Genomic DNA, 15,195 nt, shown 5'->3' with positions numbered 1-15,195 from the left:
CGCAAACGGCCAGATGTGTCTGGCGGCGATCGCGGCCTTAATTGCGTATTTCTGTGTGGGATTCGATGACTGCTTCGGCTTGCAGGGCGATCGATCGCAATTTATCAAGCGTATCCTGACTCGCACTCTGCCACAACCCCCGTTGACGAGCTTCTAACAATCTTTCCGCCATATCACGCAGCGCCCAAGGATTATTTTCCTGGATAAATCCCTGCACTTTTTCATCAAAAATGTAAGCCTGTGCGATTCCCTCATACATAAAATCTTCAACACAATTTGCCGTAGCATCGTAAGCAAACAAAAAATCCACCGTTGCGGCAATTTCAAAAGCACCTTTATAACCGTGACGCATCGCCCCTTCAATCCATTTCGGATTTACCGCCCTGCTGCGATAAACCCGCGCAATTTCTTCTTTCAGTTGTCGCACTTTCGGATTTTCGGGAATCGAGTTATCGCCGAAATAAGTTTCAGGATTTTTGCCTTGCAAATTGCGAATTGCCGCCGTCATTCCACCTTGGAATTGATAATAATCGTCGGAGTCGAGGATATCATGTTCGCGATTGTCTTGGTTTTGCAGAACTATTTGCATTTGGCCGAGGCGTTGTGTAAATGCTTCGGGCGCGGAACATCCCCATTCACTCTGTTTAATTCCTGCTACATCTCCCGGCAAATTTGAGGAACTAGAGGAAGTATAGGCGTAACTGCTCCAATTAATGTAAGCTTTTGCTAAATCAGAATCGTCTCTCCAGTTTTGAGCTTCAATTATGCCCTGAAGTCCCGCACCGTAAGCCCCCGGCTTTGAACCAAAGACTCGAAATTGCGATCGCACTTCGGCCTCTTCTCGACTCAAACCCGCCGATTCCCAATCCAAAATCTCTTGTTTAACTTGTGCTGCTAAAGGATTATCTTCCGCTGGTTCGTCTAAGTTTGCTACAGCTTTCACCGCACTGTCAAACAAATCAATTAAATTAAAAAAAGCATCGCGAAAAAAGCCAGAAATCCGCAAAGTCACATCAACGCGCGGCCGCCCCAAAACAGCAACAGGCAAGATTTCAAAATCTACAACCCGGCGCGAAGGCCCATCCCATATCGGTTGAACTCCGATTAATGCTAAGGCTTCGGCGATGTCGTCTCCCCCTGTCCGCATTGTCGATGTTCCCCACACTGACAAACCCAAAGTTTTGGGATATTCGCCATTTTCTTGAGTGTATCTTTCGATTAAAGTTTCGGCCGCAACTCTGCCAACTCTCCAAGCGGTTTCTGTGGGAATGGCGCGGATATCTACTGAGTAAAAATTGCGGCCGGTGGGCAATACATCGGCTCTGCCGCGGGTGGGCGCGCCGGATGCGCCGCTGGGGATGTGTCGCCCATCTAGTCCGCGCAACAGGTTAGTAATTTCTTGGTTTGTTTGCAGCAGTGAGGGTAAAAGATAGTTGGCAATCCAATCTAATTCTTGTTGAGTTGCTTCTCCTATTTGGAAATTTGTAACCGCAGATGGACGCGGATGAACGCGGATATTTTCGATTAAATTGTCTACTAATTCAGCGGCTTTTTCTTCTAATTCGGCTGTTAAGTCGCCTGCTATAGTTAAGGGATCGAAATCTAGGTTTAAGTCTTTGGCGAGGGAGCGGGTTAAGCCTGCGCGATTTGTGCTAGGATGGCGGGCGATCGCAATTATCAAATCTCGCAACTGTCTACCTTCAGGACATTGACCGAAAATGTGCAATCCGTCGCGAATTTGGGACTCTTTGAGTTCGCAAAGATAGCCGTCGGTGCGAGTGATGAATTCGGTAAATTCCGATTTATTGAGTTGGATACCTAAGTCTTTATCTAGATTTTCCTGGTTGGTGAGGGCTACAATGCGATCGCGAATCATCGGTAATCTGGACGGATCTAAGCTTTGGGCTTCGCAATATTCGTCGATTAAGGCTTCCAATTGCTGCAACGGCCCATAAAGTTCGGCGCGAGTCATCGGCGGGGTCAGGTGGTCGATAATCACGGCTTGCGATCGTCTTTTTGCCTGGGAACCTTCCCCCGGATCGTTGACAATGAAGGGATAAAAATTCGGCATCGCGCCTAATGCTACTTCGGGATAACATTTGTTAGACAAGGCGATACTTTTACCGGGAAGCCATTCTAAATTCCCATGTTTTCCCGCATGAATTATCGCATCAATTCCTAATTTTTCTCGCAGCCAGTAATAGTAAGCTAGATAATTGTGAGTTGGTTCTAAATCTGGGGCGTGATAGTTTAAGGCTGGGTCTAGTTCGTATCCCCGCGATGGTTGAATTCCCACAAATACATTGCCGAATTGAATTCCTGGAATCGGAAAAGAGGTATTGTTAGCGATTAAATCCTGTGCGTGGATTCTGGGAATTCCCCATCTTTTAGAAATACCATCTTGTACTTCCTGCGGCAAAGTAGCAAAATATTTCTGATATTCTGCTAAATCCAAAGATTGATTAACAGGCCGCAATTCGCGTCCTTCCGGGTCATTTGTCACGCCCGAAGTCAGCAGTTCAATTAACTCATTACCGTTAGCCGGGATATTTTCAACTTGATAACCGGCTTGCTGCATAGCTTTGAGGATTTCCACACAGCTAGCGGGCGTATCCAAGCCGACACCGTTGGCTAAGCGGGCGTTGCGAGTGGGATAGTTGGCGAGAATTATGGCGATGCGTCTGTTGGCGGCTGGGGTTTGTTTCATTTTCACCCAGTTCGCCGTTAAATCTGCTACGAATGAAATGCGATCGCCCGCTGCGACATATCCTACCACATCTGTTTCTAATTCATCGTTCCAAGTCTGTACGGCTTTAAAAGAAACAGCCCTAGTAATGATTTTTCCGTCTACTTCGGGTAATGCTACATTCATCGCCACATCGCGGGGCGAAAGTCCTTGTAATTCAGTTTCCCACTGTTCCAAACCGCCGCCGCTGAAGATTGCTTGCAAGATAGGAACATCTAAGGAGTTTAAGCTGTTTTGTTCCGGCTCTTGACTGCTGAAACCGGAGACTGCAAAACTTGTGGTGTTGAGCAATAATTGAACGGGTTCAGATTCTTTTGGTTGAAAATATTCCAGCAATTCTATTTGCAAATCTGGTTCCCGCAGAGAAGACACAAAGACGGGAACCGGTACTAAGTTTCGCTCTGCTAGAGCTTGACAAAGTGCATCAATCGGTGCTAAGTTTCCTGATAAATAATGAGCGCGATAAAATAAAATTCCCACTTTAGCTATAGTGGGTAAACCCGGAGATCCCCCCCAGCCCCCCTTAATAAGGGGGGAGCAAGAAGTTGTCAAAGTCCCCCTTCTTAAGGGGGATTTAGGGGGATATGAATCTGATTGAAAAGTTTCAAAACACGCCTCCCCGCGCCCGATCCAATCATAAATTCCGACGCGGGAAACTGTTTGAGGTAGCGGTGGATTGTAAGCAGTTTTCAGGCAAGTATCGGCGGCAAATTTTAGTGCATTAACAAAATTTTGGACTCCACCTTCTGTGAAATAGCGCCACAGTTTATTGACTGCTGACAGCGATACATTGGAATGGCTGATTAAATCGGGATCGGGACTGTCTTCTCCCGGCATTACAATCAGTGAGGCGTTAGTTTTCTGCACAGTTTCCCGCAGAATTTCTAACCCGTAAGACCAATAAGAACGCCCTCCTAAAAGTCTTAAGATTATGACCTCTGCGCGTTCTAAAACTTCCTCAGCATAAGTATCAATTGTTAATTGTTGCTGCAACTGAAGCAGGTTTACTGCCCGCACTTTGGGAAATTTTGCCGGCATTTTGGATGCGGCGGCTGCGAGAGTTTGAATGTCGGTGTCAGCAGCACTAATAAATACTATTGGCGCTGGGGTTTGCTGAATAAAAATTACTCCTTCTGCTTGAGGGTTCCAACCTCCGGGTGTGGCAGCTATTTTGTGCATTATTTTTTTTTATGTTAATAAATAGTGAGAGAAGGTGCGATCGCCTTGAGTATAACATGACTTATACATCAATAGAGGCTAGGGCTTGTTTCCAACCCGGACATCCCCGGCAAACCGAGAGAGGGCGAGCACGGGGGCATCGCCCCTACATTTGGGGGGAGAATGGGCGTCAAAGTCCCGGAAATCTCAACCTATAAACTGATAAATAAAACTCCCAAAATCATAATTCCGGCCCCTAATAATCTTTGTTGAATATCTTTTTCCTTAAAAATGAAATGACCGAACAATACACCCATTAACACGCTAGTACGCTTAATTGCGATCACTTGCACTACCAAAGTTAATGTCAAAGCTTGCATTTGAAAAATTATTCCAATAGCATTGAAAAACCCCATAGCCGCTAGCATTGGTAATTGTTTGAAAATTTGTCGCCCTGGATTTGGGGTTTTGTGCAATAAAACTGGCAGTAGCAAAACACTCATGGTACCAAACAAAGAGAATACCCAAAAAATAGGGTGGGAATTTGTAACTCCTATTTTGTCAAAATTTCCGGCAATACTCCATAGAAATGCGACGATTAACATCAATTTTGATCCTGGTTCATCCAGCAGTGCTTTAAATGGGGCTAAATATCCTTTAGATTTATCTTTGATATTTAATAAATAAGAGCCTGCTACGATTAGTAAAATGCCAATATAATCAAAAAATTGGGGATATTCACCGACAATTAACGGTGAAGTTACCAACATGAATAATGGTGTCAAAGCTAGCAGCGGTACTGTCAGGGATAAATCTGATACTTTGAGGGCTTTGATGTAGAGGAGGGCTGTGACAGCGTTGATGCTACCTCCGATTAGTAGGGCGAGCCAAAATTGAGAGTTTAATGCTGGAATTTCTGTAGAGAATACCCAGGGAATCAAAAAAATGACTGAAAAAAATGAGAGAGACCAAGCGACAACATATTCGTCACTTTTTTTGAGATTTTGTTTGCCAAAAACATCTTTGACGGCTTCAAAGAAAGCGGTCAAAATTCCAAAAATTAACCAAGTCAACCTAAATATGCGCTCCTGACTCGCTCGTCGTTTAGCAAATCTGCTCCTATACCTGTGAGAGTAATATTACCAGCTTCTAGTACGTAACCCCGATCGGCAATTTGGAGTGCTAAGTTGGCGTTTTGTTCTACCAACAGAATTGTAACGCCCGTAGAGCGCAGGTTTTGAATAATTGTGAAAATTTCTTTGACGATCGCAGGTGCTAAGCCTAAACTCGGTTCGTCTAATAATAGCAGTTTCGGGCGGCTCATGAGCGCGCGGGCGATCGCCAGCATTTGCTGTTCCCCACCGCTAAGGGTTCCAGCTAGTTGAGTGCGCCTTTCTGCTAGGCGCGGAAATAGCTCGAATTGGCGGGCTAAATCAACTTTGACGGCCGCAAAGTCCGATCGCACGTAAGCCCCCAATTCCAAGTTTGTCAACACCGTCTGCTGCGCCAAAACCCTGCGCCCTTCGGGACTGTGGGCGATGCCCAATTTTACCACTTCGTGAGCTTGGCGGCGCGTAATATCGCGCCCGCTATAAATAATTTGTCCTTGTTGCAAATTAACTATTTTAGAAATTGCTCTCAGCGTCGTACTTTTCCCCGCACCGTTAGCGCCGATGAGACTGACAACTTCGCCCGCATTAATTGTCAGATTAATATTTTGTATGGCTCGAATGCCACCATAATTTACACAAAGGTTTTTTAGTTCTAAGAGGATGTTTTCTTTGGCTTGGATTGGGCTGTGTTGCATTTATTGTAACTTTTAATTTGAGGTATATTCTGATTTGCGGTTGGGCGGGGGCGGGTTTATGATATCGTGGATTTTAGGCAATTATTGTCGGTGAACCCGCCCCTACAGAATGGGTGAAATTGGTACCCAATGTGAAGGAATTTTATCTAATTTTAATTTATTTAATTTTCATCTCCCAAATAAGCCTCAATCACTGCCGGGTCATTCCTAACAACAGCAGGTTCTCCCAAGGCAATAAGCTGACCGAAATGCAGCACCGCAATTCGATCGCACAATCCCATAACTAGCGGTACGTGATGCTCGATCAATATTACAGTTAAATTGAATTGTGCGCGCACTTCGCGGATAAATTCACTTAACTTGTGCTTTTCGCTGGGATTCATCCCCGCCGCTGGTTCATCTAACAGCAATATTGTCGGTTCTAGGGCTAGGGCGCGGGCGATTTCTAAGCGCCTCTGGTCGCCGTAGGGCAGGTTTTTGGCTTGTTCGCCCGCGCGATCGCCCAATCCGACTAAATCCAACAATTCCCGCGCTTTCCGCTGGGTTTTGCGTTCCATTGCGTTAGACGCTGGTAAGCCGAAAATCCCCGATAGTAGCGATAATACCGGATTTCCAGAGCGACTGTGGATGTGTCGGGCGATCGCCACATTCTCCAAAACAGAAAGTTCGCCAAACAACCGAATATTTTGAAATGTTCTGGCCATACCTTTATTCGCAATTTGATAAGGCCGCAATTTAGAAATATTTTCGTTTTGATAAATCAGATTGCCACTAGAGGCAGGTATCAGTCCAGTCATTACATTAAATAGAGTTGTCTTGCCCGCGCCGTTAGGGCCGATCAATCCAAAGATTTCGTGTTTTTCAACTGTAAAAGATACGTCATTCACGGCAATTAAACCACCAAACCGGCGAGTTAATCCTTTGGCTGCTAAAACAGGATTGCTTGTTGAGAGGGTAAGGGGTTCGGAAATCATAAAGAAATCATAGAATATAAGATATCTAATTATGCCTTAGACTGCGGAATCTTCTTAAAGTGGCGCTTTTTAAGCAGTATTTAGGGCGATCGATTTCACCACGGACAAGCACAAATTTAGATCGCCCAGAGTCCTGAAACAGTTTGATGAGAATGTATACACAATTATTCAAATGGCTGAGACGGCTCATCAAACACAAGGATTCTAGCCCATGACGAAGCACTGCCGACAAAGATTAGCTGCCGTAATTGCTCTCTCGTTTCTATCTTTCACATCGCCTTTGCTGTTGACTCGCAATGCTGCGGCTGGAATTGGGGACGAACCCACAGCTAATCCCAAACAGATTGCCTCCCTTACCGAGAAGTCAAACATTAACGATGAAACGGCACTTGATCCAGCTATTAAGCTCTTACAAAAAATAGGTCAACCAGCCATCCCTGATTGGATGGAAGCTTTGCAGGATCAGAATTTGTCAGTCTGCCAGAGTGCTGCTGAGGTTCTAAGACAAATTCGTCCTCCTGCTATTCCTGCCTTTGTCAAAACCTTGAAAGACTCAGATGTGTCGGTTAGTGCAGAAGCTAAAACTTCACTGCCACACCTAATTCTCTTGCTGAAAGACTCCGATGCAAATGTGCGTAGCCGTGCAGGCTATGCTTTGGGAAGGATTGGTGCAGAAGCTAAAACTGCTGTCCCGCACCTAATTCTCTTGCTGAAAGACTCCGATGCAACCGTGCGTAGCCGTGCAGCCAATGCTTTGGGAAGTATGGGTGCAGAAGCTAAAACTGTTGTGCCGCAGCTAATTCTCTTGCTGAAAGACTCCGATGCAAATGTGCGTAGCCGTGCAGACTATGCTTTGGCAAGGATGCGTGCAGAAGTTAAAACTGCACTGCCACAGCTAATTTCCCTACTTCAAGACTCAGATGTAACTGTGCGTAGTAGTGCAGCCTCTGCTTTGGGAAGTTTCGGTGCAGAAGCTAAAACTGCACTGCCGCAGCTAATTGTCTTGCTGAAAGACTCCAATCCAAATGTGCGTAATAGTACAGCCTCTGCTTTGAATAAAATCCGTGCAAAAGCTTAAACTGCACTGCCGCAGCTAATTCTCTTGCTGAAAGACTCTGCTTTGGGGATGATTGGTGCAGAAGCTAAAACTGCACTGCTGCAGCTACTGGCTGTTGACAAGGTGGAATTTAGATTTAAATACTGACAGAATCGGCGCTAATTATAGCAATATGTACATTAGCAAACCAGACCCGGATCTTTGCAAACAAATCCGTGCGTTTGATCAACAATGTCAGGCTTTTACTTACGTGCGGCCGGGATTGGATGGCGCTTGGTGTTATTTCTAGAATGGTGTGCCGTCGCCAAGTCTGAGAGAAGGCAGGATTTCTAGTGTAAAACCAAGGCGTTAAAGAAAAACGGAAGCAGAATGTTCTTAAAGTTTCCCTTTTTAAGCTCAACTTCCCCCCACGGGGAAGTTAAACTCAACTTCCGAAGCGATTACCACAAAGAATTGGTTTAAAGCCTCTCCCTGATCGGGAGAAATTAAAAGAAAACTATTCATTACTCCAATCCTCTTGCTTCTAGGTAGAGGTCGCACTCATCTGTCAACTGTCAACTGTCAACTGAATGAAAGAATTTCATCGACTAGAACACCACGGATGTAACCGTTCACGGGGTTTAAACCCAGACTTGAGAAAATCGCAGAGTCCGATTAAGGTAAGCCAGTTAAATAATTCCTAAGCAACTCCGGTTACAGCTTAGTTCTGTGGACTGGGAATCTTGCTGAGAAATAATTCCTTAGTCCGAGAATCGCGATCGTACATATGTATAACAGGAACAAGCCGATCGTCAACCATCACTTTGTCATCCTGAATCTCCCAATCTCCCTCATGATCTCCACACAGTGTGAGGACGGCACCACTCTTCAAATTATGTTTCACCGTTTGGTTACTGGGAAATTCATAGTTAATCACCTTATTGAACATTGCTTGATCTAGAGGCTTACGACGATGGCGTTGAGCCTCCAACACCATTAATTCAATTAATTGCATCATGAGATGGTTTCCTCCTAATACTGTCCCTGCACAGAGTATAGGTTTTCCCAACAGTTCTTCAAGAGTTTTTTTTCCATAAACAGCACTCAACCATTCACTATCTACATTTTCTTTAGTGGGCGGCCCAAAATAAATACCTGCTTCTTCAAAAACGTGAAGCTTACTAGAGTCTAAGTCATGAAAGGGAGAAGCTTGGAAAACAACATCACGCACATCTGAAGTCATAACCATTCGATAACTGGAGTTAACCTTAAGGAATGTATGGTAAGTAATCCACCGACCTGCTAGTGGATGAATCCAATTGGCAACCGTACTCCTATAATCCTCCTCTAAGTAGGTACGGTTAGAGCCTGAACTTAGTCGAATTAAAGCTTGCAGTCCCACCATCTTTGCGTGATAGATTAGATTTAGGATTTTTGAGCTAGTAACCCATTTCCACACATTTTCAACTGGTATAAGGGTGATATTTTTTTCTAGAGCTACCTTTGCGAACTCATCCCCTAAGGCATTAATAAACACAACAATATCAACTTTATCGGGATCACAATGCTGACGAGTGGATACAACGAACCTGTAGAAATCATCGAATTTACAGTTTGTTGCATAACCCATTATTAAGTCTTTCATTGTTTGTTACCTCAAAATCAGTAGATGTAAACAGTAAAGATACTAACAGAGTCTTAATTGAGTCCGGGTATAGCCGTCTAACCGTTGACCCAAAACGCCTTCTGTGATCACCAAAAATTTGGCATAGCCACCACTAATTGTGTCGCAGATATTGGGTAGCAGATGTATAATACATGATTCCACTTAACTTACCACAAATAGCTCGTGTATGTCAACATCTTTTTACTGCCCGTCGTCATTTTTTTTTGGTCGATCGAATTCGGCGCACCATCAGACTCAAAAATCTGAGTGTTCGCACTTAAAACTGTTACCTACATTACATACTAAAACACCTGATAAGTCTCCCCAAAAAACTCAAGCCAACCCTCGGAGCGAGGTAATAATTTTTATTAAAAAAAGCAGTGGGCGATCGTTATTTAGTAAAAAATATCTAGCAAAAATTTCCGGTGCAAAGGATAGCGACGTTCTGCCACAACAAATCACATCGCGTTATAATGTAACAATTACCGCAATGCCTGAATCTCCTGAACATCTCGCAGGGATAATTGTATAACAATGTACATACCAGACTCGCAATCTTCCCAAGCAAAAGTGCTGCCGACGATGTACGATCTACCCAGTGAAGACCCGGAGGAAGCCGGTTTGCCTGACGAATATCATCGGTGGCAAGCACAACTTTTGTGCGATAGCTGCCTCCCCTCTAATTATCCAGCCGATCGGGTATTCTCTGCCAGCGATCTGAATCTATACTACGACTCCAACCACCTCAATTGGTACAAAAGACCCGATTGGTATTTAGTTGTCGGCGTTTCAAGATTTTACCAAGACAGAGACTTGCGCCAAAGTTACGTAATTTGGGATGAGGTGGTAAGTCCTTTAATTGCGATCGAATTTCTATCACCAAGTACGGAAGATGAAGATTTGGGGCTAACAGAATCCGAACCAAACAAACCGCCGACTAAATGGCAAGTTTACGAGAAAATTTTGAAAATTCCTTATTACTTTGTTTTTAGCAAATACAACAATAAACTGAGAGTATTTCGCTTAATTGGCAACCGTTACCGCGAACAATTGTTAACAGGTTCTCGATTCTGGATACCGGAAATACAGTTAAGTTTGGGTTTGTGGGAAGGTGCTTTTCTCCAAAATCAAAGGTTGTGGCTGCGCTGGTATGATATTAATGGCAATTTGATTCCGACTCCTGAAGAATTTGAAAGACAGCGAGCTCAATTGGAAAGTCAACGAGCAGAATTTGAAAGGCAGCAAGCTGAAATAGAAAGACAGCAAGCTGAATCGGAAAGTCAACGGGCTGAATCGGAAAGACAGCGAGCTGAATTTGAAAGACAACGAGCCGAATCGGAAAGTCAACGGGCTGAATTAGAAAGTCAACGGGCTGAATCGGAAAGTCGACGAGCCAATCAATTGGCCGATCGACTGCGAGCAATGGGCATTAATCCAGATGAGCTGTAAAATTAAGTAGCAGCATGAAATGGTGCAAGCTGCAAGCGGTGTCAATAAAAACTTATTAACAAAAAATAAATTATGCCTGAATCTACCTCATTGCGCGATCGCTACCTAGCCCTAATCGACAAAATTGTCGAAATCACCCTCAAAGGTCAAATTCGCTCCAAAGAACAAGTTTATCAAATGCTGGTGCAAGACATTAGTACCGGTACTGGCGAAATCTTTGAACGCTGTTTCGGCGAACGCCTTGATGCCGCCGAAAATCAACTCAGGAATGAAAAAGACGAAATCAAACAAGCAAAGGCAAATCGCAGCCTGCGAGCGCTCAAAACCATCCAAGGAGAATGGGAACGCTGGCAGAAAGATAACCGCGTCGATCGCGAAATTGCATCTTCCATCCAACAAATCCTTACCGCCGAATCCAACGGCCGCCTCCTGGCAATATTGCAAGTAATCGATCCCAATAAAGAACATCCGCTGACTCTCGCTCAATTGCAGCAATTGGCAAAATCTCTGCACCAACAAATGCTGCAAACAACTAATCCCGAAACCGAGCGAGATTTGCAGCAAATTACCGCCGGTATTGCCAAAGGTTTAGAATCTTGGCAGCGGTTGGAACCGGAACTCGTCGGTTGGATTTATCAGCCGCAGCAGCTAGGATTCGCTGGCAGTCCCGAACAAAATGGGCCTTGGGCTTTTTGGGCAAAAAAGGTTAACAGTCCGTTGCCTCACGCTCTTTTGCACGCTATTTCAATCGGTGAATCTATAGTTGAATTTGCAGCAAAGCAATCTGCTGTAGAAATTGGTACATTGGTGGAAGTGGCGATTATTTTGCAGTGCTTGCAACGGGCGTTGGCGACATGGTTTGATAAGCAAGTTTATGATTCCAAAGTGTCAACAAAGGCTTCAATTTCTACTTACATTACTTTTGCGGTAATTTGGAGTCAACTAGCTAGTGGGTTTAATAATTCTACCAAGAGCGGCGAGCAGTTGGCAAATGCTTGTTTTCAAGTAACTTTGCAAATTTTGCGCGCGTTTTCTCAGCGAGAATATTTTCCGCTTTACGGGGGAATTTTTGCTTCATTTGATGGTAAAGCTCTGCGGCATACTTTGGATTATTTAGATGAACCGCTGCGGCGAGTTGAAGGCACTCAAGCGAAAGCTCGGATTCTGACGCTTTTGGGTTATTCGATGCAGGCGGCTGGGGCCTACGAGCGATCGATCTTGCTGCACAAGGAATCGCTGGAAATTGCCCGTCTGGAAGGAGATAAAGCTTGCGAAGTTGCTAATCTCAATCACATCAGCCGCAACTATGTTGCTCAAAAAAATTATCAAGAAGCGATTAATTACAGTCAGCGGGCTTTAATTATGGCACGACAAGCGGGAGAGCGACAAGGCGAGGCAAATGCTCTGGCTAATTTGGGTTACAGTGAAGTCTTTCAAGCGCGGCAGTTGGAGGAGGTGGAACCGGAGGTTTACGAGAGTGCGATCGGTTATTTGGAACAAGGTTTGTTGCTGTCTGAAAAATTGGGGGACAGGCAAAGTCAAGCTTTTTGTTCCAGCAGTCTCGGTATTGCTAAAATTGCCCTGGAAAATGCTGAAGGTGCGATCGAATATTTGCTCAAAGGTTGGCAAGCTGCCCAATTTTCTGGCGACTTGTATTTGCAAGGCCTGAATTTGGCTTATTTGGCTCAAGCTTATTACAGAATCAACTCACTAGAAAAAGCGATATTTGCGGGTAGCTTGGGGATGTATACTTTGGAGCAAATTGGAGCGATGGAGTGGCGTCAATCGGCTGGTTTGTTGACAATTTTGCGGGGTCAAATGGGGGCGGAATCTTTTAAACAATCTTTGGCTAAAAGTCGAGCGAATATCATTCCGGCGATCGGTGTTGATGGCTACGATTACATCCCGGAGTTGCTGGAAAAATATCAGCAATCTATTTAATATCAAATCAGGGTTTGTTATCCATTTTATAGATCAGCGGTAGAAACCACAGCCCCTTAATCACTCGGCTGTTGAAACCGCTCCTTGTCAAACGAAGTCTGCCTTCGCAGACTAAGAGATTCTTGAGTCCGCGTCGGCGGACTTTGTTTTTGTAGCCGCGATTTCAATCGCCGGGAATTGATATTTTTCTACTCGATCACAACTAATGCTCAACTATCACCGGTGTGCCAACTGCGACTTTCTCAAATAAAGCCTGTGCATCTTTATCAAACATCCTCACACAACCGTGAGAAGCCGCCCCCCCGATCGACTCTGGATTCGGAGTACCATGAAAACCAATCACATTCTTGCCATCCGTCCAAAACCCCATCCACCTACTCCCTAATGGATTGTCTGGCCCAGCAGGAATAAGTTCTCCTGTCCAAGGATTTTGCCAAACTGGATCTTTGATCATTTGCATAACTTTAAAATTGCCTGTAGGAGTTTCCCAGCCGCCTTTTCCCACAGCAACCGGGAAACTGGTTTGCACCTTATTTTGTCGGTAAACATAGACGCGGCGTTCTCGCAATTTCAGGACTAAACGCACTTCCTCAATAGGATTTACCGCAGGCTTGGGTTCCTGGGGAATATAACGAAATGGTTCTCCCAGGGGCGGCAGTTCTGGGGTTCCGAGATTCGGCAATTGTGTCTCGGATGTGGGCCGCTGCGCTGCGATCGCACTATTACTTGAATTAGCCACCACTTCGGCAGTCGCCTGCTGCTGTATGCCGACCGACAGCGCGGCTGCACTCAAGCTCAGTACAATTAACTTGTTAAACAAAAATTTGCTCTTCACCATTGTTTTGTTCGCTAAACTCCTCACCAGCAGTTCCTACAAAGTTCCTATCTAATTATCCGCAAATCGCACCCGATCAGAAAAATTTTGAGATGGCTTTTTGACGGCCACTGCGCTGCACAGTTTTTAGTTTAAATTCCACCACTGATAATTTGTAACTCTACACAAAGCTTAGGCAATAATACTAAAACCACAAGGTTTTTAGAAGGGGATCAGTGGAGTTACGCAATAGAATGTCGTGAGAAAACCCGGTTTGTGCGTAAATATTGCCAGAAAATGATTAAATTATACCTCCGACTAATTTGATTTTTTAGCCATAGCCGACTGGCGATCGAGTATTCAAAATATGGCGCTGCTGTATCCGGCAAGCACAATCTGTCTTTGGGTAGAGTTGCCCCCAGCAACAGTTAGGTTGGCGGAAAAAAACTGCTAAGGTCGATCGAACAAACTCAAATATATCACGCCAACACTCTATAGATGCGAACCGCTGAACTTGTTGTAAATCGGGAACTTATGATGTAAAATTAAGTCTTTCAATACTTGTTCGATAATCTTTTTTTGAGATTGTCATAAATTTCCTACTCTGGGGATTAAACTGGATTAGGTATAGAGGTTGGGACTTTCGCGCAGCGGAAGCAAACCCGACCCTGAATAGCAGTTAATGTGAGGTTTCAATGCGTCTTCAGAAGATCAAATTATTGACAGGTGCAACCCTGTCGGTGCTAATTTCGGCGGTTTCAGTACATCCTGCGATGGCTAACCCTGCAACTCAAATAGCCCAAACGCAGACCACCACAACAGCAAGCACTCGAACCATTACCGGTTTTGTCAAAAGTATTGTCGGCGACGTAGTAACTATTCGCGAAGAAAGCGCGCCGTACAGGACTCTCAGGATTCAAAGATGCGTCCTGAGAATTATTGGTCTAGTACCGGGAATGAAAGTCAGAGCCACCGTCGCCGGATCTCAGATCCAAAATATCGCGGTGATCCCCGATTATAAGGTGGTAGCCACAACGGTTGTTCGTCCCGCAACCCCAGCACCGGCACCGCGTCCGGCCCCAGAACCGCCACCACGTCCGGCTCCTCGTCCAGCTCCGGCTCCGGCTCCGATTCCGGCTCCCCGTCCAATTCCGGCTCCTGCTCCCCGTCCGGCTCCTGTGAGAGGACTTTGGTAGAGCGAGGTTATACTATTTTCGATTTTTGATTTTTGATTAGAGAATTGGGAATGACCAAAAGCAATGTGGTCACCAGCGGCGTGATTCATTCGTGGAGCGAGAAAAAAAGCTCGAATCCTGATCGCCAGCCCTCGGAGTTATCAGTGGGGTCGCTTTCTTCAATTCTTTAATCTAAAATCTCAAATCTCAAATCGATTGACTGATCAAGCTCAAGGTTTGGATCACTCGCCTACACTTGCATTCTTTTTGGCAACTGGTATCAGTAAATGGAATTAAGCCACCGCGTCGGCGGTGGCTTAGCTGTTTAATAGCAGTTAGAATAATAGAATTGGGTGCGATTCGTTTAGCCGAAACCTGAAAGGGGGGATGGCTAGCAGCGATAGGGTAAACCCACCAGGTTTAGAGTTC

At 44.9% G+C, this 15,195-nt stretch carries 11 protein-coding genes; 5 read left to right on the top strand and 6 right to left on the bottom strand.

Annotated features, from left to right (window positions below; translation table 11 throughout):
- Window positions 1-37: 37 nt before the first annotated feature.
- The 4 genes from cobN to QUA44_RS17355 all read right to left on the bottom strand — a co-directional run bounded on the left by cobN (window position 38) and on the right by QUA44_RS17355 (window position 6,685).
- On the bottom strand, window positions 38-3,925 hold the full coding sequence (cobN, locus tag QUA44_RS17370; RefSeq protein ID WP_333252544.1) for a cobaltochelatase subunit CobN: 3,888 nt from the start codon (window positions 3,923-3,925) through the stop codon (window positions 38-40).
- A 191-nt stretch (window positions 3,926-4,116) separates the two neighbouring features.
- Window positions 4,117-4,977 carry an EamA family transporter gene (locus QUA44_RS17365; protein ID WP_333252545.1) on the bottom strand — a complete coding sequence of 287 codons (861 nt, stop codon included), beginning with the start codon at window positions 4,975-4,977 and terminating at the stop codon, window positions 4,117-4,119.
- Window positions 4,974-5,711 (bottom strand): ABC transporter ATP-binding protein, encoded by a 738-nt coding sequence (locus QUA44_RS17360; RefSeq protein WP_333252546.1) that lies wholly within the window; start codon window positions 5,709-5,711, stop codon window positions 4,974-4,976. The genes QUA44_RS17365 and QUA44_RS17360 overlap by 4 nt, the downstream gene beginning before the upstream one ends.
- A gap of 161 nt (window positions 5,712-5,872) precedes the next feature.
- Window positions 5,873-6,685: an ABC transporter ATP-binding protein gene (locus QUA44_RS17355; protein WP_333252547.1), complete on the bottom strand. Its 813-nt coding sequence runs from the start codon at window positions 6,683-6,685 to the stop codon at window positions 5,873-5,875.
- Between the two features lie 211 nt (window positions 6,686-6,896).
- On the opposite strand from QUA44_RS17355, the gene QUA44_RS17350 reads away from it, so the two are divergent.
- Window positions 6,897-7,763, top strand: coding sequence for a HEAT repeat domain-containing protein (locus QUA44_RS17350; protein WP_333252548.1), 867 nt, complete (start codon window positions 6,897-6,899; stop codon window positions 7,761-7,763).
- A 55-nt stretch (window positions 7,764-7,818) separates the two neighbouring features.
- Window positions 7,819-8,031, top strand: coding sequence for a PAN domain-containing protein (locus QUA44_RS30730; RefSeq protein WP_445243734.1), 213 nt, complete (start codon window positions 7,819-7,821; stop codon window positions 8,029-8,031).
- Window positions 8,032-8,442: 411 nt separating this feature from the next.
- Here QUA44_RS30730 and QUA44_RS17345 read toward each other — a convergent pair whose 3' ends face one another.
- A complete protein-coding gene (locus QUA44_RS17345; protein ID WP_333252549.1) occupies window positions 8,443-9,366 on the bottom strand; it encodes a hypothetical protein in 924 nt (307 codons plus the stop codon).
- Between the two features lie 555 nt (window positions 9,367-9,921).
- Here QUA44_RS17345 and QUA44_RS17340 point away from each other — a divergent pair.
- Window positions 9,922-10,836: a Uma2 family endonuclease gene (locus QUA44_RS17340; RefSeq protein WP_333252550.1), complete on the top strand. Its 915-nt coding sequence runs from the start codon at window positions 9,922-9,924 to the stop codon at window positions 10,834-10,836.
- Window positions 10,837-10,908: 72 nt separating this feature from the next.
- Window positions 10,909-12,777 (top strand): tetratricopeptide repeat protein, encoded by a 1,869-nt coding sequence (locus tag QUA44_RS17335; protein WP_333252551.1) that lies wholly within the window; start codon window positions 10,909-10,911, stop codon window positions 12,775-12,777.
- Window positions 12,778-12,979: 202 nt separating this feature from the next.
- Here QUA44_RS17335 and QUA44_RS17330 read toward each other — a convergent pair whose 3' ends face one another.
- Complete coding sequence (locus tag QUA44_RS17330) at window positions 12,980-13,615, bottom strand: L,D-transpeptidase (protein WP_333252552.1); 636 nt, start codon at window positions 13,613-13,615, stop codon at window positions 12,980-12,982.
- 671 nt (window positions 13,616-14,286) lie between these two features.
- On the opposite strand from QUA44_RS17330, the gene QUA44_RS17325 reads away from it, so the two are divergent.
- Window positions 14,287-14,787, top strand: coding sequence for an autotransporter (locus QUA44_RS17325; protein ID WP_333252553.1), 501 nt, complete (start codon window positions 14,287-14,289; stop codon window positions 14,785-14,787).
- The last annotated feature ends 408 nt before the right edge of the window (window positions 14,788-15,195 follow it).

Origin of the sequence: Microcoleus sp. N9_A2, assembly GCF_036701775.1 — a bacterium.
Lineage (GTDB): Bacteria > Cyanobacteriota > Cyanobacteriia > Cyanobacteriales > Microcoleaceae > Microcoleus.
The sequence above is the reverse complement of the archived record's forward strand: the minus strand, read 5'-3'. Positions and strand labels throughout refer to the sequence as shown.

Bases quoted from the DNA above. Each gene is read 5' to 3' on its own strand.
- cobN (WP_333252544.1), bottom strand. From the start codon at position 3,925: ATGCACAAAATAGCTGCCACACCCGGAGGTTGGAACCCTCAAGCAGAA.
- QUA44_RS17360 (WP_333252546.1), bottom strand. From the start codon at position 5,711: ATGCAACACAGCCCAATCCAAGCCAAAGAAAACATCCTCTTAGAACTA.
- QUA44_RS17355 (WP_333252547.1), bottom strand. From the start codon at position 6,685: ATGATTTCCGAACCCCTTACCCTCTCAACAAGCAATCCTGTTTTAGCA.
- QUA44_RS17350 (WP_333252548.1), top strand. From the start codon at position 6,897: ATGACGAAGCACTGCCGACAAAGATTAGCTGCCGTAATTGCTCTCTCG.
- QUA44_RS17345 (WP_333252549.1), bottom strand. From the start codon at position 9,366: ATGAAAGACTTAATAATGGGTTATGCAACAAACTGTAAATTCGATGAT.
- QUA44_RS17340 (WP_333252550.1), top strand. From the start codon at position 9,922: ATGTACATACCAGACTCGCAATCTTCCCAAGCAAAAGTGCTGCCGACG.
- QUA44_RS17335 (WP_333252551.1), top strand. From the start codon at position 10,909: ATGCCTGAATCTACCTCATTGCGCGATCGCTACCTAGCCCTAATCGAC.
- QUA44_RS17330 (WP_333252552.1), bottom strand. From the start codon at position 13,615: ATGGTGAAGAGCAAATTTTTGTTTAACAAGTTAATTGTACTGAGCTTG.
- QUA44_RS17325 (WP_333252553.1), top strand. From the start codon at position 14,287: ATGCGTCTTCAGAAGATCAAATTATTGACAGGTGCAACCCTGTCGGTG.